The sequence below is a fragment of the Arthrobacter alpinus genome (assembly GCF_900105965.1).
GTDB classification, from domain to species: domain Bacteria; phylum Actinomycetota; class Actinomycetes; order Actinomycetales; family Micrococcaceae; genus Specibacter; species Specibacter alpinus.
Window position 1 is genome coordinate 2,049,521 of the sequence record NZ_FNTV01000001.1, and the last position, 20,233, is coordinate 2,069,753.

Below are 20,233 nucleotides of genomic sequence, written 5' to 3' on the forward strand. Positions count from 1 at the left end.
TGCCAGGGCTGCCCATCGCGATGAACCACGATTCATAGTCACTGTCTTGCCTTTCGATGAACGCTCTTGCCTTTGGATGGTTTGTGAACCACTGGTTCCACACTCCTCCGCGGCAGTCCATCCGGCATCGGGATCCGATCCTGAGATTGGCCGGCAATACCCTCATTTTTCTAGCGCCCTTTCTCCCGCGCGGTGCGAAAATTGAGAGGTGGGTGTGGACAACCGAGTTCAGGGCGTTGACATTGTGGGCCGGGCCCAGGAGCTGGCGTTCCTTGGCGCGTTTCTCGGCAACGCCACGAAGGGGCTGGCGGGGACCCTGATCGTCTCCGGGGATGCCGGCGTCGGCAAGACAGCCCTGGTTCAGCACGCTTGCCTGTCCCCCACGTTCACCGGCCAAGTCCTGACGGGCGCAGGTTTGCCACTCTCGGCAACATCCATCCCCTTGCTGGCGCTGAGGCACGCGTTCCGTGCCGCTGATACGTTCGACGCCGGAGGGCAGCTGGCGCTGTCATCCTCGGGCGAAGTGGCCGCCAACGTGCCCATGGTGATTGACGAATGGCTGGACGGTCTCTGCCGGCACCACCCGGTGGTCCTGGTCATTGATGACCTGCAATGGGTGGACCAAGGCACCCTGGACGTCTTGATGTATCTCATTGCCGGTCTGGCGGCCAGACGCCTGGCCATCATCGGGACGCTGCGATCGGGCGAGGTTGGCGAACATCACCCCCTCCAACGGTGGCTCGCCGACATCCGGCGCATGCCCCGGATCGAATCGTTCATCCTGGCCCCGCTGAATCGCCCGGACACGGAAGCCCAGTTGTCCAGCCTCCTCGGCGAGCCGCCGCATCAGTCACTTGTCCAGGACGTTTTTGACCATACGGCAGGAAATGCCTACCTCAACCGGCTGGTCATTGCCGGGCTGGAACCAACTGCCCGCCATTTGCCCGCTGCACTGCCGGCCGATTTGAAAGGCGCGGTTCTGCGCTCCTGGCGAGGCCTGTCCATGGAAGCACGGCAGCTGACCCAGCTCATGGCAGTGGGCGGACTTCCACTACCCTCAAGCGAGCTGGGTGCAATCTCTGAACTCAATGGTGGTCCACTGAATGTTCTGGCGCTGCTGCGCGAGGGCGCCGACGCCGGAATTCTCGAGTGCAGCCTGGATGGGCAACGCTGGTGGTTTCACCATCCGCTGATCACAGAAGCGCTCCAACACGGCCTCGACGGCGACGAACGCGCAAAGTGGCATGCCATCTTCGCCGCTTACACCGAATCGAAGGTGGCAGACCAAACGACCCCGGACTTTTCATCCCTGGCGGCGCTTTCAGACCATTACTACCTGTGTGGCCGTCCCGCAGATGCCTACCACTGGGCCCTGCGGGCGTGCGCTGGCACGGGATTGCCAAACGGTGCTGCAGGGCAGGTGGAACTGCTCCGACGTGCCGTTGATCTTCACAGCAAAATACCCAGGCCGGCAGAAAGCAGGTACGAGCTGTTGACGAGGCTTCGTTGGGCGGCGGAGGTCACCGGGGACCCCGAAGCTGAGCTGGAGTCAATAGAAGCGTTGCTGGCAGATATCGATTCCACGCAGCAACCGCTCGATGCCGCCGAGCTTCTGGTGCGCAGGGCGTTGCTCCAATTTTCAACGGGACGCGAATTCATTTCCCGCAGTAATTTGCTCCAGGCCGTTGAGCTGGGCGGCTCAAACAAACAAAGTTGGCAATATGCCTATGCGCTGGCCGAGTTTGCCCACGTGGGGTTGTGGAACGAGGACCCCGACGCCCCGGGCTTGGCCGCAGAGGCTCTCTCCGTGGCCAGAAATGCTGGAAACTCACGAGCCCTGTCCTTCGCCTTGACAGCTAATTCCATGGCGGCCCTGCTGGCCGGTCACCCCGATGAAGCCCGGCCGCTGGCTGCCGAGGCCGCCAACGCTGCCGCCCAGGCGAGAGACTTCTGGGCCCTGCTCCACGCCACAATATGGCAGGCGAACGCAACTGAAGCATGGTCCAGCCAGGACTTCGCCGAGTTGATGCGCGCCGGCAGGGAACTCCTATCCCAGATGGACGCCCCACACCTGTACTTGGCAAAGATGGCCGCCGATGAGGCCAGTAGTTGCCTCTCGATCGGCCGCTGGCAGGAATGCGAGGCTGCCCTGCGGGTGGCCCTGGGGGCAAACCCCGGGGCGATGGGTGACATTGCTGCCCGGCTGACGGCCACCAGGCTCGCTGCCTTGCAAGGCAGACAAGGCGAGGCAGAGGCCCATCTGGCCCGAGCTGAGGAGATTTACTCACAGTCCTCGACGTTTAACAATCTCGACTTCGACGCCGTTCGGGCAGAGCTGCTCGTAACTGGCGGAAATCCAGCGGCGGCATTCGCCGCAGCCATGGCCGGACTTTCCGAGGAAGGGCAGCCGCCAACCATGTGCGAATGGCTTCTTCCGCTGGCGGCTCGGGCTTTGGCCGACCAGATTCAAGAGGCCAGGGACGAAGGCCGTGCGTTCGATTCGCTCATGGCGTCCCTGGACGATCTTGTGCTGCAATTCCCCCGCGCACTGCAGGAATCAGGCCTCACCACTGATCACTATGACCACCAAGTTGAGGCCTTCAACTTGCTGTATCAGGCCGAGGTTGGCCGTGCCAGGAAGAGTCCAGGCAACGCGATGCTGTGGATTCGCACGGCCGACTCCTGTGCAGCGGGGGCCTTGCGCTGGGAAGAATGCTATTGCCTGTGGCGGGCAGCTGAATCGTTGTTGATGCATGGCCATTCCCTGCGTCCGCTGGCATCTTCCATGCTCCGCCGAGGACTCTCCCTCGCCAATGAGCTGCAGGCGCTACCGGTCCAGACCCGCCTACTCAAGCTGGCGCAAGATGCACGGATAAGCACGCTTGGCCCGGTAGTTGATGCCCTGACAGTTGAGCCGGCCCCTCTGCCGGGCCTCACACGCCGTGAACACGAAGTTCTCGCTTTTGTCATTGCGGGACAAAGCTATGCTGAGATTGCCGAGTCACTGGTTATCAGCCAGAAAACGGTCAGCACCCACATCTCGAATCTCTTGCGCAAAACGGGCGCCTCCAACCGGATCGATCTCACCAGGTTGGCGACCCGGCCCGATCGGTAAATCAGAACGGCGGCATCCGCAGCCGGGATCCGGCGTCGTGATTACTTGTGGAGACCCTTGCGGGTTAGTCCACAACCAGGCCCTTGCCCTTGCCGCGCTCGAGCAGCACGGGGGCAATTTCTCCGAAGCCGCGCACGTTCTCCACGGGCAGCTGGGTCAGGATGAAACGGTCATCGTTGGTCAGGGCCGACGCCGTGACCGAGTCAATGAGCACCGTGCCCGGCTCGGCGAGCGAGGTGAGGCGGGCGGCCAGGTTCACGGTGGGACCGTAAATATCGCCCAGGCGCGAGAGGACGCGGCCCCAGACCATGGCAACACGGGCCTCAGGCAGGAAGTCGTCGGCCGCCATGGCCTCGGCCAAGGCCAAGGAAATCTGGGCACCGGCAACCGGCGTCTCGCAGTTGAACAGGACTTCATCGCCAATGGTCTTGACCAGGCGGCCACCACCGACGCTGATGATTTCGGCGCAAATATTCTCAAAACGCTGAACCAAGCGGGCCAGGGTCTTTTCATTCATGCGGCGTGAAAGCGAGGTGTAACTGACCATGTCGGCGAAGCCCACGGCACGGGCCAGGGGCAGCGGTGCGTCGTCCTCATCGCCGTCGCGCCCCAATTCACTCGCGGCGAGACCTTCGTGCGCACGCACGGCAAGGCGTTGGATGCCGGCGTTGAGCTGCCGCCTGTAGGAGTACACCAAAAGCTCTTCCAGGGGCGCGATCAGGTTTGGCAGTTCGGAGACAACGGCGCGGCGGGCCTCGGCGTCACTGATGCCATGCTCCGCCACCAGATCTTCAACGAGTGCCTCGATCTGCCAGACAGCCATCCTGTCAGTCATCTGACCGAATGAGCGGGTCACGGAAATGGCTGTTTCCTCTGTCAGCAGGCCCTCGCGAACCATCTTGACAACAATCCCCAGCGCCTCCTGGTCACGTGTGGTGAAGGCGACGTCGTCATCACCAAGATTGGGGAACCCCATGGCTCGCCAAATTTTGCGTGCAGAAAGGAGGGAGACACCTACACCGGCGGCCACGTCACGACGCTTGAGCGTCCGTTCGCCGCCGAGAAGTTGCGTTTCCAGGGCCCTGGTTTGGCTTCGTGTGGCAGGGCGTAGCAGCGGCTCGGGTGGATCAATTGTCTCTTCCAAGCTTGCGCAGCTCCTTTTCTGTTGTGCCAACGTCACCAGAGTATCCCTCTTGCTGGGGAGTTTGCTGAATGGACGCTCGGATAGCCTTCGTCCACGCATGTTGGACTTCCCCATTAAACCTGTTAAGTGAGGGAACTTCTGCAATGGTCCGCATGGCACCCCTGTACATGTGCAGTTGCAGGTCCCCGGAACCGGCCATTCGCTGCCGCCATTTCTGCACTGGGCGCACTTCCTGGACCTGCTCAAGGACATGAATTTCACGGATGCGGCCAAACAGCCCGCGGCGCACCAAAATACGCTCATCCGTCAAGATGTAACGCGTTCCCGCCCATCGCAGCACGCGACGCACCGGGTACGCCACGAGGACGAAGAGTACAGCGGCTGCCACCAGAAAGAGGGCTGGCTCGCGCACTGCCTCGGCGCCTGAGGCCCAGCGGGAGAACGGGACTGGTTGCAAAGCGGCCATGGCAGCCGAACCGGCAAAGATCAAAACCAGCCCCACCGTGACGGGCCAAATGAGAATTCGGGAGTGCGGACGGCAACGGATTTCTACCTGCTCCCCCTCCAAGAGCCATTTAGGCATAATGCGCCCTGCCATCGGAGTCGGTACGGCGCAGGTGGATCACATCCCCAGCGCTCACGGCATGCACCGTCCCGGCAACATCGCGCACCAGCAAGCTGCCATCGCCCTGCAGTGCCGTGGCAGTGCCCAGCAAGATGGCGCCACCGGGCAATTCCGCACGGACCTGTTGGCCCAGCGTGCCCATGAAGTTTTCCGCCAACTCCATGACGCTTGGCCCAGACTCCAAGGCTCGGCCAGCGTCCCCTCCCACAGCAACAAACTCGTGATACAAGGAGGCGAACTTATTGAGGTAGGCGGGCAGCAGGAGGTTCCGATCAAGAATATCGACGCCCTCAACCAGCAACGATGTTGCTCGTTCCGTGGGCAACTGCTCCGCGCTCAGGCTGACATTGACTCCCACCCCAACCACCACGCCGAGCCCCAGATCTGGTCCCGCCACGGCTGCCGGCACGACTTGGGCAAGAATTCCTGCCAGTTTTCGCCCATTGACCACAACGTCGTTGGGCCACTTGAGTTCGGCGGGTATGCCTGTGAGCGCGCGAAGGGAATCACACAAGGCAATGCCGGCGAGAACTGACAACCAGCCGTAGCCTGTTGTGGCGAAGGCCGAAGGTGTTCGTCCCGCCTGCCGGGCTTGGCCACCCGGGCGGAGGAAGACGCTTGAGATCATTGCCGAACCGGCCGGAACTTCCCAGGTCCTGCCAAGGCGCCCCTTTCCTGCTGGCTGTGCGTCGGCAATCAGCACGCTCAGGTCTGGGTAGTACTGGCGGCTGTCAGAGGCACCGGCAGCCAAGTCCGTGTTGGTTGAACCTGCCGAGGCAACTACCTCCACCCGGCCGAAAACCCCTTGCGGATGCGTCAGTGCGGCCTTGAGAAGAGGTGCTTGCAGTGGCGCCGGGTCATGGGAAGTTGGCTCATTGGGAGTTGCGGCACCAGTCATGGCTACAATCTTATCGGCCGGGTGCGACACGATCCGCCTCGCCCAGAACGGCTTTGCGTATGCGCACACTTAAGGTGCCTGTGTGGCGCAGCAGTGACTGCTGCGCCACACAAGCACCCACGACGGCGCATAAGGAAAGCCAGCAACCGCCACTGAGCTAGTCCACAAGAGCGAAATCGGCCGACTTTGTAGGATTCCTACACATGAATGCGTCGTTTTGGTTATTAGACTGTCAGTAGAGTTAGCCCCTTTGTGCGGTTCCCACTGTTGGGCTGCCAGCTTCCACCTACCGATCCGGAGTACCAATGAGCCACGATCTATCAACGACAGCAGGCAAAATTGCCGATTTCCGCGACCGGATGGCTCAAGCTGCAGTCCCCTCCGGCGAGGCAGCCGTTGAAAAGCAACACGCCAAGGGTAAGAACACGGCCCGCGAACGCATCGACCTGCTCGTTGACCCGGACTCCTTTGTGGAGTTTGATGCCCTTGCCGTGCACCGCTCCACGGCCTTCGGCATGGAGAAGAAGAAGCCCTTGGGCGACGGCGTCGTCTCCGGCTACGGCACGGTGGATGGCCGTCTGGTTGCCATCTACAGCCAGGACTTCAGCGTCTACGGCGGCTCCCTGAGCCAGGTCAACGGGGAAAAGATTGTCAAGGTGCAGGAATTCGCGCTGCGCAACGGCTGCCCGGTAGTGGGCATCAACGACGGAGGTGGCGCGCGCATTCAGGAAGGCGTGGCCTCGCTGGCAATGTTTGCGGACATTTTCCGCAACAACGTTCACGCCTCGGGTGTTGTCCCGCAGATCTCCCTCATCATGGGCCCGTGCGCCGGCGGTGCCGCGTACTCCCCCGCCCTGACCGATTACGTTGTCATGGTGGATAAGACTTCCCACATGTTCATCACGGGTCCCGACGTCATCAAGACCGTCACGGGTGAAGACGTGGACATGGAAACCCTCGGTGGTGCCCGCCAGCACAACACCACTACCGGAACGTCCACCTACCTGGCCACTGATGAGAGTGACGCCATTGAGTTTGTCCGCGAACTGCTGGACTTCCTCCCGTCCAACAACCTTGCCGAGGCCCCTGTCACCGAGCATGACCAGGAGTTGGAGCTCGACGCCGGAGACCTCGCCTTGGATGCCCTCATCCCGGACTCGGCGAACCACCCGTACAACATGCGCGCCGTGATCGAGCAGATCGTTGACGACGGCCACTTCCTGGAAATGCAGGCACTGTACGCACCCAACGTCATGATCGGCTACGGCCGCATCGAGGGCCACACCGTGGGCATCGTGGCCAACCAGCCCATGCAGTTCGCCGGCACCCTTGACATCAACGCTTCCGAGAAGGCTGCCCGCTTTGTCCGCAACTGCGATGCCTTCAACATCCCGATCATCACCTTGGTTGACGTTCCCGGTTTCCTCCCGGGCAAGGACCAGGAATTCCAGGGCATAATCCGCCGCGGCGCCAAGCTGTTGTACGCCTACGCAGAGGCCACCGTGCCGAAGCTGACGGTCATCACCCGCAAGGCTTACGGCGGAGCGTACATCGTGATGGGCTCGAAGAAGCTCGGCGCAGACTTGAACCTGGCCTGGCCCACAGCCCAGATCGGCGTCATGGGCGCACAGGGTGCAGTCAATATCCTGTACCGCCGCGATTTGGCCGCCGTGGAAGCAGAGGGTGGCGACGTCGAGGCACGCCGCTCCGAGATCGTCCGCCACTACGAGGACGAACTGCTCAACCCCTACCAGGCAGCCGAGCTTGGTTACATTGACGCCGTCATCGCCCCCAGCGACACCCGCATCCAGCTCATCAAGGGCCTGCGCGCCCTGCGTGACAAGCGGGCCAGCCTGCCCTCCAAGAAGCATGGGAACATCCCCCTGTGACGAGCAACCAGCCACAGGAAACAGCCGAGACCCCGTTGCTCAACGTGACCCGCGGCAATCCCACCGCCGAAGAGCTGGCCGCCGTGACCGCCGTCGTACTTGCCCTGCAGTCCGGCGGCAGTGAAGAAAGCGCCAAGACTCCCACCCGGCAGTGGGCGCGGCGCGCGCAGTTGAATCTTCCGCCGCGGCCCGGTGCCGGTTCGTGGAGGCGTTCGGGGCGGTAGGCTCGGGGCATGACTTTGCCTTCACCGGCCACTCGTGCCGCCACCGCCATTGACCACGTTGCAAACACCTACACGGAAACGCTGCTGGAGCTCGATCCCGGATTCGCGACTGCGCTTGGCCGTCCCGGGCATGAAAGTGAGTATCGTGATCACTCCCCTGAGGGGCTGAAAGCGGTGGCTCAGGCGGCGCGTGAGACGTTGGAGAAGTTGGCCGCCCTGACACCTGCGGACGACGTCGACAAGGTCACCTTGCACGCCATGAATGAGCGGCTTGGCCTTGATCTCGAACTGCATGCGAGTGGCTGGGTGCTGGCGGACTTGAACAATATTGCCTCTCCCGCGCAGGAAATTCGGGCCATTTTTGACCTCATGCCCACCGCGTCCGTTGCGGATTGGGAGCACATCTCGGCGCGCCTGGCCAATGTTCCGGGCGCCGTGGATGGCTACGTCCTCTCGCTGCGGGCCGGCGCTGAGCGCGGTTTGGTTTCGGCCCGGCGGCAGGTTCTCGCCGTGATCGAGCAGTGCGAACGGCATGCTGCCGCTGACGGTTTCTTCGTGACCCTGGCCCGGGATGCCGCTGCAACGGACCACGCCGAACTTCCGGCCCAGCTCACCACCGCTCTCCTCGCCAATGCCGAGCTGGCGCGTGCAGGCTATGAATCACTGGTGAACTTCTTGCGCCAGGAACTGCTTCCCTTGGCTCCGGCGAATGATGCCGTAGGCAGGGAACGTTACGCGCTCGCCTCGCGACAGTTCCTTGGCGCGGCAGTTGACCTCGAGGAAACGTATGCCTGGGGCGTTGCCGAACTCGATCGGATCATTGCCGAGCAGGAAATCGTGGCAAACACCATCAAGCCAGGGGCCAGCATCGCCGAGGCCAAATCGATTCTCAACGCCGATCCCGCCCGCCAATTGCACGGCACCGAGGCACTTACGCAGTGGATGCAGGAACTCTCCAATGCTGCGGTAAATGATCTTGCCGGCACGCAATTCGATATCCCTGACATCATGCGTGCCCTTGAATGCCGCATTGCGCCCACCCAGGACGGTGGCATCTACTACACGGGCCCGTCGGAGGACTTCTCCCGCCCGGGGCGCATGTGGTGGTCAGTGCCCGTGGGTGAGGATTCCTTCACCACGTGGGCGGAAACCACCACGGTCTACCACGAGGGCGTGCCGGGCCATCACCTGCAGGTGGCCACGGCAACCTACCAATCGGCATTGCTGAACGATTGGCGCCGGAACGTTTGCTGGGTCTCCGGCCACGGCGAAGGCTGGGCCTTGTACGCCGAACGGCTCATGGACGATCTGGGCTATCTCGCAGACCCGGGCGACAAGATGGGCATGCTCGATGGCCAGCGCATGCGCGCCGCCAGGGTTGTATTTGACATCGGCGTCCACCTGCAGCTGCAAATTCCTGCCAGCTGGGGCTCCGGCACATGGACGCCGGAGACGGGCTACGATTTCCTGGCCGCCAACCTGGACATCTCCGCCGGCCAGCTGGACTTTGAATTCAACCGCTACCTCGGCTGGCCGGGTCAGGCGCCGTCCTACAAGATCGGCCAGCGGCTCTGGGAAGAAATCCGGGATGCCCGTGCTGCACGTGACGGTGTGGCGTTCTCCCTGCGCGACTTCCACACCCAGGCACTCAACCTTGGTTCTGTGGGCCTGGACACCTTAAAGGTGGCCCTTCTCGACTAGCACGTGGCCAAGCAGCCCCGCCGGTATGCGCGGAACTCGAGGCGAATGTGGCGCATCTTGTCCACTGGCGCCACATTCATCCCGAACTTGGCGCATGCCGGAAGTGGGAGGAGTAGCCGGGAACGCGTAACAATTGAATTTTTTGCGCGTCATATAAGGAAACACAAATTTCCGGGTGTTATTGTTCCGCACCTACCGTGGACGCATGACTTCCACAGCAACCGCACCCCAAGTGTCAAGGCTGCCCAAATGGGCCAGTTCCTTTGGCGTTCAAATCATTGCCGCCCTCATTGCGGGCTTGGCACTTGGGCTGCTCGCCCGCCAACTGGGCGGTGACCCCGAGACCGATCCCAATGGTCTGGTCACCACCTTGAGCACCATCGGCAGCAGCTACGTCTCGATCCTCAAGGCAGCTGTTGTCCCGTTGATCTTCACGGCGGTTGTTTCATCCATTGCGAACCTGCGTCAGGTCACCAATGCCGCCCGGCTGGCATGGAACACGCTGCTCTGGTTTGCCATCACCTCCTTGATCGCTGTGACGATCGGTATTGTCCTGGGCGTTCTCTTCCAGCCCGGCGCCGGAACCGGCACGGCAACCCCGGACGGCTACACCGGCAAGTCCGGTAGCTGGTGGGCCTTCCTGGTTGGCTTGTTCCCCTCCAACTTCTTGGGCTTGAGCGCTTCGACGAAGGCTGCCGAGTCCGGCGCCCTGACCACGAGCGTCAGCTTCAACGTGCTGCAGATCCTGGTCATTGCGATCGTGGTTGGAATTGCAGCACTGAAGATCGGCAAGGCTGCCGATCCCTTCCTCAAGCTCAACAGCTCCGCCTTGGCCGTCATCCAGAAGGTGCTGTGGTGGATCATCCGCCTGGCCCCGATCGGCACGGTTGGCTTGATCGGAAACGCTGTAGCCACCTACGGCTGGACCACGATCGGCTCCTTGGGCAAGTTCACGATTGCCATCTATGTTGGCCTGGCCTTGGTCATGTTTGTTGTGTACCCCGTGTTGATCAAGAGCCACGGCCTGTCCATCAAGCAGTACTTCTCCGGCGTATGGCCGGCCGTTCAGCTTGGCTTCGTCTCCCGCTCCTCGATCGGCACCCTGCCGCTGACCCAGCGCGTGACCGAACGCAACCTGGGCGTCCCCCGGGCCTACGCATCCTTCGCCGTGCCGCTCGGCGCCACCACCAAGATGGACGGTTGCGCCGCCATCTACCCCGCCATTGCAGCAGTTTTCGTGGCGCAGTTCTTTGGCATTGACCTCACCCTGGGCCAGTACCTGCTGATCGTTCTGGTCTCGGTACTGGGCTCAGCGGCAACGGCAGGCACCACGGGCGCCGTCGTCATGTTGACGCTGACCCTGTCCACGCTGGGACTGCCGCTGGCCGGCGTCGGACTTTTGCTGGCAGTGGACCCCATCCTCGACATGGGCCGCACGGCGCTCAATGTTGCCGGGCAGGCACTGGTACCGACCATCGTGTCCAAGCGCCAGGGCATCCTGGACGAGGAACTGTACAACGCTCCCCGCAACGGAAACCCCTTCGCGGACGACGCCGATGACCTGCTGGCTGAGCTGAATGCCGGTGAGAAGTCCGACGGCGTGGACCCTCAGCGGGAGCCCGCCAACGCCTAGTCTCTTCCGCTAAGGACTTCCGCCCACCCTTCGGGGTGGGCGGAAGTCCTTTTTTGTGCCCTGGCAACTGCATTGCAGACGGCCTCGGATGACCAATTGTTCCGTTCCGGCGTCTCCATATGACCCGGAATAAAGCCGCGTGAACTCCTATTTCAGGGCATTGGAACCGTGCGCCGTTGGCTATTAACTTGGCAGTACAAGCCAAGATAATCCGGCCTTCAACGGAAGAAACGAGCACTCCATGAGAACACTGCCCGCACCCGCGCATTCATCAGCACTCGCCGCCATGACACTGCGGGCAGAGATCGAAGATGCTCGATGACGGCGCTGAAGTCGATCAGCTTTCTAACCCCCGGCAACTACCTCGACAGCGCTCCCGGCCAAGGTCTCGGAGAGACCCTGGAGCTGTTTGAATTGGCTGAGGAGCTCGGCTACAACGGCGCATGGGTTCGCCAACGGCATCTGGAACACGGCATTTCCTCGGCCACCGTGTTCCTGGCCGCGGCCAGCCAGCGCACCAAGCACATTGAACTTGGCACCGGGGTCATTCCCATCGGGTATGAGAGCCCGTTCCGGTTGGCAGAGGATCTGTCCACCGCCGATGTCCTCTCCGGAGGGCGCCTCCAGGTGGGGCTCAGCGCCGGGACTCCAACGCACATTGAGTTGCTCGGCGAGATGGCATTCGACGGAGACTGGCGCACCGTTGACTTCTCCCACCGCCGGATTGAACGGTTGTTTGAGAATCTGGAGGGGAAGTATCTCGGGCCAGCCGACACGGTGATCCAGTCCCCGGGCAACGTTCAACGGCCCCGCCTGCAGCCCTACAGCCCCGGGCTGCGTGACCGCCTCTGGTACGGCGCTGGTTCGCAGCGTTCCACGGAATGGGCCGCCGAAAATGGCGCAAACCTTGTGGTGGGCAATATTGTTGCCGCTGAATGCAGCGACGATTTTGGTGAGGCTCAGGCTGGCAACGTCAACAGCTATCTGCGGGACTTCAATGGCGAGGTGGAACCGCGCGTGATCGTTGGACGTGTGGTCCTGCCAACCGACAGCGCCGATGCGGCCACGCGCGACCGTTATCGTGAGTACGCGGCAGGACGCCACGCCCGGACCCTGGCCCCACAGGGACCCCGCAGGGCCCTCTTTGCCCCGGACATTGTTGGCGGTCTCGAGGAGATCGTGTCAGCGCTGCTGGCCGATCCGGTGGTGGCGAACGCCAGTGAAGTGCAGCTCAACCTGCCCTACGAGTTTTCCATCGGCGACTACCAGCAGATCGTTTCGGATTTTTCCACGCTGGTGGCGCCGGCCCTGGGCTGGTCTTCCCGCGCACTGGCGGCAACGCTATGACCCGCCATCGTGCCTCACGGCCGGCTTTCCTGGCGGGGCATGGAAGCAGGCAGACTGACCGGAGCCGGCAGTGTGGGGAGAGACGGTCCGTCTCAACCCTGCTCTGAGGACCGTGGACGCAAGCCCGCACGGGACACAGGAACGACGGCGGGGGCGCACCTTGGGTGCGCCCCCGCCGTCGTTCTCGCCGATTCTTTCGCCAGCGGTGCGATTGAGCCCGCCGCAGCCTAAACGACCGCTCCCTCTCGGAGGCGTGGCGCAAACGCCGACGGCGGCTCGTAACCGCGCTCTGGAACCGGAACACCAAGGTTCTCCCTCAGCGTGGAGCCCTCGTACTCGGTGCGCAGCGAGCCTCGTTCCTGAAGCAGCGGCACCACCTTGTCCACAAACTCGGCCAGCCCGGTGGGCACCACGTTGTTGCCGATGACCACACCGTCGGCGCCGTCGCTTTGAATGAAGTCATCCAGGTCCGCCGCGACTTGTTCGGGCGTGCCGACGAATTCAATGCGGCTGAACAGTTCGTGGGCCAGTTGGCCGAAGGTCAGGTCCTTCTCCGCAGCCAGCTGGCGGTAGCGACGCACAACGGCCACCCGGTCGCGATCGTGCAGCGCCCTGCCCTGAATGAACTCCGGCGCCTCGATGTCCGGCCCGACGTCCGGCAGGGGGCCGTCCACATCGTAAGCGGACAGGTCCCGGTTCCACACCTGTTCGAACAGAATTTGAATGGTCCGCGGAGTTAGCTGCTGGTGGCGGATCTGGTGGGCTTTCTCCTCGGCTTCGGCTTGCGTATCTCCGAGCACGAAACCGGCCGAGGGCAGGATTTTTAGGTGGTCCGGGTTGCGCCCAAACCGGGCCGCCCTGGCCTTCACATCCCGGTAAAACTCCTGTGCCTCCGGGGAACGGTGGTACGGGGAGAAGATGACATCGGAGTTGGCTGCTGCGAAATCGCGCCCCTGCCCCGACACGCCGGCCTGAATGATCACAGGACGTCCCTGAGGGCTGCGCGGAACCGTGAAGCGTCCCGAGATCTCGAACTCGCTGGTGTGTTGTTCAAAGGTTCCTGCAGTCGGGTCGGCCAGGAACCGGCCCGTGGCCTTGTCAGCGGCAATGGCATCCGGTGCCCAGGAATCCCAGAGCTTGCGGACGGTTTGCAGGAATTGTTCGGCGCGCTCGTAGCGTTGGGAGTGGTTCAGGTACCCACCGCGGCGGAAGTTCGCGCCGGTGAAGGCGTCCGACGACGTCACCACATTCCAGCCGGCACGCCCGCCGGAGAGATGGTCAAGGGTTGCGAGCTGCCGTGCCAGTTCGTAGGGTTCGTTGAACGTCGCGTTGAGCGTGCCGACCAGTCCGATGTGCTCGGTCACCGCCGCCAGCGCGGCGAGCACAGGCAGCGTGTCCGGCCGCCCCACCACGTCATGGTCAAAAATCTTCTCTCCGCGTTGACGCAGGGCCAGCCCCTCCGCGAGGAAGAAGTAGTCGAAGCGGCCACGTTCGGCGGTCTGGGCGAGCTCCTTGAATGACGAAAATTCCACTTGGCTGCCGGCCTCGGGGTGTTCCCAGAGCGCGTCGTGGTTTACTCCGCCCAGATAGGCGGCAAGGTGTATCTGCTTGCGGGGCTTGGTCATGATGTCTCCTTGGGTTTCAGTGCTCTAGTGGGTGGCGGCGTAGCGGTTGGGCACGGTGCTGGGCAGGCCCAGACGAGCCCGCAGCGGGCCCCCGTCTCGTCCATCCGCGGTCAGCCCCTTGTCTCGCAGCTCAGGAACAAGCACGTCGGCAATCAGCCGAAGGTCATCCGGCACGGTTGCCGGACGTAGCCGCACTCCGTCGTATCCAAGGGCGTGCAACGCGGAGATTTCTCGGGCCAGCTGCTCCGCCGACCCGGCGACAATGCGGGCGTCCGTCACCAGGTCAGGGCCTGCGGCATTGAGGCGCGCAAGGCGGTCTGAGGCGGCTTCATGCTCCGAGTCCAGCACCACCAACAGATCGGCGTAGACACGAAGGGGCTCACCCTGCCTGCCCACAAAGTCCTCGGCGTTGCGGATCTCGGCGAGAATCTCCTTGGCGTCTCCTGCCGAATCGTGTGGGGTGGTGAAGACCAGGTCGGCCGACGCGGCGGCAAAGCGATAGGGCACTGTGGCGTGGGCGAGCGCCGTAACGAGGGGCTGTCCTTGTGGAGGACGCGGGGTGATGGCAGGGCCACGAACGCTGAAGTTCACGCCCTTGTAGTCGATCGCGTGCACCTTGCCGGCGTCGACAAACCGGTCCGTTGCAACGTCGCGGATCTCGGCGTCGTCTTCCCAGGAGTCCCAAAGCCGACGCACCACCTCCACAACTTCCTCGGCTTCGACAAACAGCGCCTCGGCCGCTGCGGTGAGAACAGTTCCTGTCTGTGAGCGCACCACGGAGGAAATCCCTGGCGCCTCCCGGCGACCAAAGTGGGCAGCCTCGTCGTCCCGAATCGAGACCCTGGCCTGCCAACCGGCGCGGCCGCCGCTGATGTAATCAAGAGTCGCAACTGCCTTTGATACGTGGAATGGTTCGGTGTGGGTGGTTGTCACGGTAGGAATGAGCCCAATGCTTTGCGTCAGCGGTGCAACGGTGGAGGCTATGAGGACCGCATCGAGACGCCCGCGAATCTCGTAGGGGGAGGTATCGGCGTTGAACGGGTCGCCGGACTGGAGCGCCAGGCTGTCATCGATGGTCACAAAGTCAATCCCGGCATCTTCGGCCGTCAGGATCTGGTCCGCCCAGTACTTGGCGGTGAAGAGTTCGCCCGGACGGGCGTTTGGTTCCCGCCAGGCCGACGGGTGCCAGCCGGCGCCCTCAAGCGCCACGGCCAGATGAAGTGGATGGTTCGGGCTCATAGTCATTCCCCCTGGTGGGCGTCGTGAATGCCACGGACCGGCTGCCGATCAGGGCACTGCTTGGTCCACCCAAGCTAGGACGGTCTGGGAACGAGGCCCAAACTTCGATTCATGAAGGTACTCGCTAATTCACAGACCGCCTCCGCGCGTCATGCGGGTACATACCCACGCGGGCAAAAAAATCCCGCCACCAGCGATCCTTGGATCAAGCGGGACGGGATTTATTGTGGGGCGGGACGCAGGAAACTCTCGATTTGCGCCAGCTGCTGCTTAGTAAACGGTTTTATTGGCCGTGGCACGCCATTGATTGAACGGGTCAACCGCGCTGCCCGTGCCTGGCGGAAGCTGAGCCACGGGCATGAGGTTGCGATGCTCCGGCGAGTCAAAGTATTGGTAGAAGAGCGCGTCATCGAAGCCGGCGTCGGCAGCGTCCTGGCGATCCGCGGCGAAGTAAACATGCCCCACCCGGGCCCATAGCGAGGACGCCAGGCACATGGGGCACGGCTCACAGCTGGAGTAGAGCGTGGCCCCTGACAAATCAAAGTCGCCAATCCCCTGGCAGGCGTTGCGGATGGCCGTGACCTCGGCGTGCGCCGTGGGATCAAGGTTCGCGGTCACGCGGTTCACACCAACAAACTCACGCCCGTCTTCGGTGACGACGATGGCACCGAAGGGTCCGCCGTTGTTGCGCACGTTGTCCGTGGCCAGCTCCACTGCCTTCGCCAAGTAATGCGCTATCCGTTGTGACTCATCCATGGGGACGCTTCCTTCCTCTCGCGTGCTGTTCACCGATGCGCTCCGGAATCCAGGACCCCGCCCCGGCTGAAAAAGTTGTAGCTCAAATGAGCCGCCGGCCGGAGAAGTGCGACAAGATGAGACTAACAAGGTATCCGCATAAAGATCAGCGGTTTCACCGCCAGAAGTATCCGTACCGCCAGAACCACCTGCGACGACAATGAAGCCGGAGCGCAACGATGAATAGTCCTGACCCCTCCCCGGGTATTGAGCCGCGGTTCACCATCAACGGTGTGGAGCGCGCATTCGGCCCGTCGGCCGCACACACCACCGCCCTTGAATGGCTGCGTGAAAACCGCTTGACAGGGGCGAAGGAGGGCTGCGCCGAGGGTGAGTGTGGTGCCTGTGCCATTCTTGTGGCCCAAAAAGATCGCAACGGCGGAAGCAGCTGGTGCGCCGTCAATTCATGCCTGGTGCCCATGGCCGCCCTGGACGGTCAGGAGCTTGTGACAGCCGAGGGGCTGGGAAACACCACGAATATGCACCCGGTTCAGGCGGCGATGGCTTCCGCGGGTGGGTCTCAATGCGGCTATTGCACACCTGGTTTTGTCTGCAGCTTGGCCGCGGAGTTCTACCGCAAGGACCGCGTGGCGCCACATGCCGCCACCTTGGAACAGTCCCACGGCGAGCTGGGTGCCAACGGCTTCGATCTTCACGCCCTCAGTGGCAATCTCTGCCGTTGCACGGGTTACCGCCCCATCCGTGATGCCGCGTATTCCTTGGGAGAAGTCTCCAATGAGGTCTTTGCACGTCGTCGGGACACCCCAGCCCAGGAGTACAAGCCAACAGCGCTAACCCGCTCCGACGGCCGCTTTGTCCGGGCCACCACCTTGGCCCAGGCGGTAAGGCTGCTCAACGAAAACCCGGAAGCGGTTCTTGTCGCCGGGAGTACGGATTGGGGCGTTGAGGTAAATATCCGCGCCCGCCGCGCCCCGCTGGTGATCGCCGTCGAGCAAATCCCGGAGCTGGGCATCATCGAGGTCAGGGATCACGATATTGAAATCGGTGCCGCCGTACCGCTGTCGGAGCTTGAACTGGCTCTCAACGGAAAGCTGCCGCTGCTGGCCCAACTCATTCCGCAGTTCGCATCCAGGCTCATTCGCAACCGGGCCACACTGGGCGGAAACCTAGGTACGGGCTCACCCATTGGCGACGGCGCACCAGCACTCCTTGCCCTCGAGGCCCAGATTGTCTTGGCCTCGGCTCATGGGCAAAGGGTCGTGGCTTTGGCCGATTACTTCACCGGTTACCGGACAAACCTCAAGCAAGCCGATGAGCTGATCACCTCCCTGCGCATCCCACGACAGTTGTCGAACCTGACGGCCTTCCACAAGATCGCCAAGCGCCGCTTTGACGACATCTCCAGCGTGGCTGTGGCCTTTAGCCTGCAGATCGATGCACACCTGATTACCAAGGCCACGATTGGTCTCGGGGGTGTGGCAGCCACGCCGCTTCGTGCAGTCGCCACGGAAGAATTCCTCACATCAAAGCCGTGGACCCACGAAACCATCACCACCGCCGCAACAATTCTTGGCAAGGAAGGCACGCCCATGAGCGACCATCGGGCCAGCTCCGGGTACCGCTCCATGATGTTGGCCAATGCCCTGCTCAAGCTCTACGCAGAGAATCATGTGATTCAGGAGGCCCGTTCATGAGCCAGCTGTCACAGCGCCCCACGGCGCCCATTGTTGGATTGCCGGTCCCCCACGAAAGTGCGCGCCTGCATGCAACCGGCCAGGCGCTCTACACGGATGACATTGCCGCCCTCACCCCATCGGCCTTGACCGCCTGGCCCGTTCAGTGCCCGCATGCGCACGCCCTCGTTCGCTCGATTGATGCGACGGCGGCGCTGGCGATCCCCGGCGTCGTCCGTGTCCTCACGGCCGCGGATGTTCCCGGGGTCAATGACTGCGGAATCAATCATGACGAACCCCTTTTTCCCTCCGAGGCCATGTTCCACGGACACGCCGTGGCGTGGGTTCTGGGCGAGGATCAGAACGCCGCCCGGGCCGGCGCGGCCGCCGTCGTGGTTGATTACGAGGAGCTCCCCTCCCTGATCACTGTCGCCGAGGCCATCGAGGCCGGGTCATTCCAAGGCATGCACAGGACCGTTAGCCGAGGTGATGCCGACGCCGCGCTTGCCACCGCCGAGAGGGTCTTTTCCGGCGTGACGGAGTTTTCCGGTCAGGAGCATTTCTATCTGGAGACGCAGGCAGCATTGGCCACGGTGGATGAGGCCGGCCAGGTCTTCGTCCAGAGCAGCACCCAGCACCCGTCGGAGACTCAGGCAATTCTGGCCCACGTGCTGGGCCTGGCCAGTCATGAGATCACTGTTCAGAGTTTGCGCATGGGCGGCGCGTTTGGTGGCAAGGAGATGCAATCGCATGGATTTGCCGCGATTGCCGCCATCGGCACGCTGCTGACGGGACGGCCGGTTCGGGTTCGTCTCAACCGAACTTTGGATATGACCATGACGGGCAAGCGGCACGGTTTTCACACCTCGTGGGACGTTGGATTCTCCAAGGACGGAATGTTGCAGTCTCTCAAGGCTGTATTAACCTCCGACGGCGGCTGGTGCCTGGACTTGTCGGAGGCGGTTTTGGCCCGGGCCCTGTGCCATGTCGACAACAACTATTTGATCCCGCACGTACGCCTCGAGGGCCAGGTGGCCAAGTCCAACAAGACCTCCCAAACGGCGTTCCGCGGTTTTGGCGGACCCCAGGGAATGTTGTTGATTGAGGATATTCTGGGCCGTTGCGCCCCGCTCCTTGGCCTGGTGCCGGAGGACTTGCGGCGGAAGAATTTCTACCGCGACGGCGACACCACCCCCTATGGGATGCCCGTTCGTCATGCCGAGCGGGTCACTACGCTGTGGGAACAGTGCCGCGCAAGCAGTAATTTTGACGAGCGGCGCATCAGCATTGACGCGTTCAACGCTTCAAATCCACACCGGAAGCGTGGCCTGGCCATCACACCGGTGAAGTTCGGCATCTCCTTCAACCTCGTGGCGCTGAATCAGGCCGGCGCACTGGTGCACGTCTACAAGGACGGCTCGGTGCTGATCAGCCACGGCGGCACCGAGATGGGCCAGGGGCTCCATACGAAAATGTTGCAGGTTGCCGCGACGGCGCTGGGTGTCCCGCTGACGGCCGTCCGGCTGGCGCCCACGCGTACTGACAAGGTGCCCAACACCTCGGCAACCGCGGCCAGCTCAGGGTCCGATCTCAACGGAGGAGCCGTCAAGAACGCCTGCGAACAAATCATCGGCCGGCTGGCGACCGTGGCCGGAGGAATGCTCGGAGTTTCCGGCAGCGATGTTCGTTTCTCCCATGGCGTGGTGACCGCCTTGGGCATGAAGGGCCCCAGCGTCAGCTTTGCCGACGTTGTCATGAAGGCCTATCTGCAGCGTGTTCAGTTGTGGGCAGCCGGCTACTACCGGACCGAGGGTCTCCACTGGAATCCTGACATCATGCAAGGCGAGCCCTTCAAATATTTTGCCGGCGGCGTGTCTGTCACCGAGGTTGAGGTTGACGGCTTCACCGGCGCGTACACATTCCGCCGGGTGGACATTGTGCATGACGCCGGAGACTCGCTCTCCCCCGTTGTCGACGTCGGACAGATCGAAGGCGGCTACGTTCAGGGCGTGGGCTGGCTGACGTTGGAGGATGTGCGGTGGGATGAGAGCGACGGCCCGGCGCGAGGCCGGTTGCTGACGCAATCGGCCAGCACCTACAAGATTCCCAGTTTTTCCGAGATGCCCCAGGAATTCAATGTTCGCCTGATGGATCACGCCGCCGAAGAGGGTGCCGTCTACGGCTCAAAGGCCGTGGGTGAACCACCACTCATGCTGGCTTTCAGCGCCCGGGAGGCGCTGCGCGATGCCGTGCGGGCTTTTGGGCCTGCGGACCACAGCGTGGTTCTTGAATCCCCTGCCACACCCGAGGCCGTTTTTTGGGCCATCCATGCTGCGCAGTCGGCCGCAAAGACGTAGGGGCCAT

Annotated in this window: 14 protein-coding genes; 8 read left to right on the forward strand and 6 right to left on the reverse strand. The window is 62.7% G+C overall.

Translation table 11 applies throughout. From position 1 onward, the window contains the following. Positions 1-214 precede the first annotated feature (214 nt). Positions 215-3,115, forward strand: a complete 2,901-nt coding sequence (locus tag BLV41_RS22770) for a helix-turn-helix transcriptional regulator (protein WP_170835446.1) — start codon at positions 215-217, stop codon at positions 3,113-3,115. Between the two features lie 64 nt (positions 3,116-3,179). On the opposite strand, the gene BLV41_RS09505 is transcribed toward BLV41_RS22770, so the two are convergent. The 3 genes from BLV41_RS09505 to BLV41_RS09515 are packed head-to-tail and all read right to left on the reverse strand — an operon-like array spanning position 3,180 to position 5,782. Further along, positions 3,180-4,259, reverse strand: coding sequence for an adenylate/guanylate cyclase domain-containing protein (locus tag BLV41_RS09505; protein WP_044577719.1), 1,080 nt, complete (start codon positions 4,257-4,259; stop codon positions 3,180-3,182). Next, a complete protein-coding gene (locus BLV41_RS09510; protein WP_074711466.1) occupies positions 4,243-4,842 on the reverse strand; it encodes a PH domain-containing protein in 600 nt (199 codons plus the stop codon). The genes BLV41_RS09505 and BLV41_RS09510 overlap by 17 nt, the downstream gene beginning before the upstream one ends. Then, positions 4,835-5,782: a biotin--[acetyl-CoA-carboxylase] ligase gene (locus BLV41_RS09515; protein WP_074713232.1), complete on the reverse strand. Its 948-nt coding sequence runs from the start codon at positions 5,780-5,782 to the stop codon at positions 4,835-4,837. Before BLV41_RS09515 ends, BLV41_RS09510 begins: the two co-directional genes overlap by 8 nt. A gap of 305 nt (positions 5,783-6,087) precedes the next feature. Here BLV41_RS09515 and BLV41_RS09520 point away from each other — a divergent pair, with 305 nt between their 5' ends. The 5 genes from BLV41_RS09520 to BLV41_RS09540 all read left to right on the forward strand — a co-directional run bounded on the left by BLV41_RS09520 (position 6,088) and on the right by BLV41_RS09540 (position 12,576). Then, positions 6,088-7,671, forward strand: coding sequence for an acyl-CoA carboxylase subunit beta (locus BLV41_RS09520; RefSeq protein ID WP_074711467.1), 1,584 nt, complete (start codon positions 6,088-6,090; stop codon positions 7,669-7,671). Continuing rightward, a complete protein-coding gene (locus BLV41_RS09525) occupies positions 7,668-7,895 on the forward strand; it encodes an acyl-CoA carboxylase subunit epsilon (RefSeq protein ID WP_044577712.1) in 228 nt (75 codons plus the stop codon). Before BLV41_RS09520 ends, BLV41_RS09525 begins: the two co-directional genes overlap by 4 nt. Positions 7,896-7,904: 9 nt before the next feature. Next, the gene (locus tag BLV41_RS09530) at positions 7,905-9,596 is read left to right on the forward strand and encodes a DUF885 domain-containing protein (RefSeq protein ID WP_074711468.1); all 1,692 of its coding nucleotides are present in this window, start codon (positions 7,905-7,907) and stop codon (positions 9,594-9,596) included. Between the two features lie 205 nt (positions 9,597-9,801). After that, positions 9,802-11,229, forward strand: coding sequence for a dicarboxylate/amino acid:cation symporter (locus BLV41_RS09535; protein WP_074713233.1), 1,428 nt, complete (start codon positions 9,802-9,804; stop codon positions 11,227-11,229). 318 nt (positions 11,230-11,547) lie between these two features. Next, entirely contained in the window at positions 11,548-12,576 is a 1,029-nt protein-coding gene (locus tag BLV41_RS09540; protein WP_074711469.1) for an LLM class flavin-dependent oxidoreductase, read from the forward strand. Positions 12,577-12,803: 227 nt separating this feature from the next. Here BLV41_RS09540 and BLV41_RS09545 read toward each other — a convergent pair whose 3' ends face one another. From BLV41_RS09545 to BLV41_RS09555, 3 genes are all read right to left on the reverse strand, one after another. Beyond that, positions 12,804-14,201: an NtaA/DmoA family FMN-dependent monooxygenase gene (locus tag BLV41_RS09545; RefSeq protein ID WP_074711470.1), complete on the reverse strand. Its 1,398-nt coding sequence runs from the start codon at positions 14,199-14,201 to the stop codon at positions 12,804-12,806. 24 nt (positions 14,202-14,225) lie between these two features. Continuing rightward, the gene (locus BLV41_RS09550; RefSeq protein ID WP_211481618.1) at positions 14,226-15,440 is read right to left on the reverse strand and encodes an LLM class flavin-dependent oxidoreductase; all 1,215 of its coding nucleotides are present in this window, start codon (positions 15,438-15,440) and stop codon (positions 14,226-14,228) included. 270 nt (positions 15,441-15,710) lie between these two features. Further along, positions 15,711-16,196 carry a nucleoside deaminase gene (locus BLV41_RS09555; RefSeq protein ID WP_074711472.1) on the reverse strand — a complete coding sequence of 162 codons (486 nt, stop codon included), beginning with the start codon at positions 16,194-16,196 and terminating at the stop codon, positions 15,711-15,713. A gap of 218 nt (positions 16,197-16,414) precedes the next feature. On the opposite strand from BLV41_RS09555, the gene BLV41_RS09560 reads away from it, so the two are divergent. Both BLV41_RS09560 and xdhB read left to right on the forward strand, forming a co-directional pair. Continuing rightward, positions 16,415-17,890, forward strand: coding sequence for a xanthine dehydrogenase small subunit (locus BLV41_RS09560; RefSeq protein WP_074711473.1), 1,476 nt, complete (start codon positions 16,415-16,417; stop codon positions 17,888-17,890). Then, positions 17,887-20,226 (forward strand): xanthine dehydrogenase molybdopterin binding subunit, encoded by a 2,340-nt coding sequence (gene xdhB, locus BLV41_RS09565; protein ID WP_074711474.1) that lies wholly within the window; start codon positions 17,887-17,889, stop codon positions 20,224-20,226. Before BLV41_RS09560 ends, xdhB begins: the two co-directional genes overlap by 4 nt. Positions 20,227-20,233 lie beyond the last annotated feature (7 nt).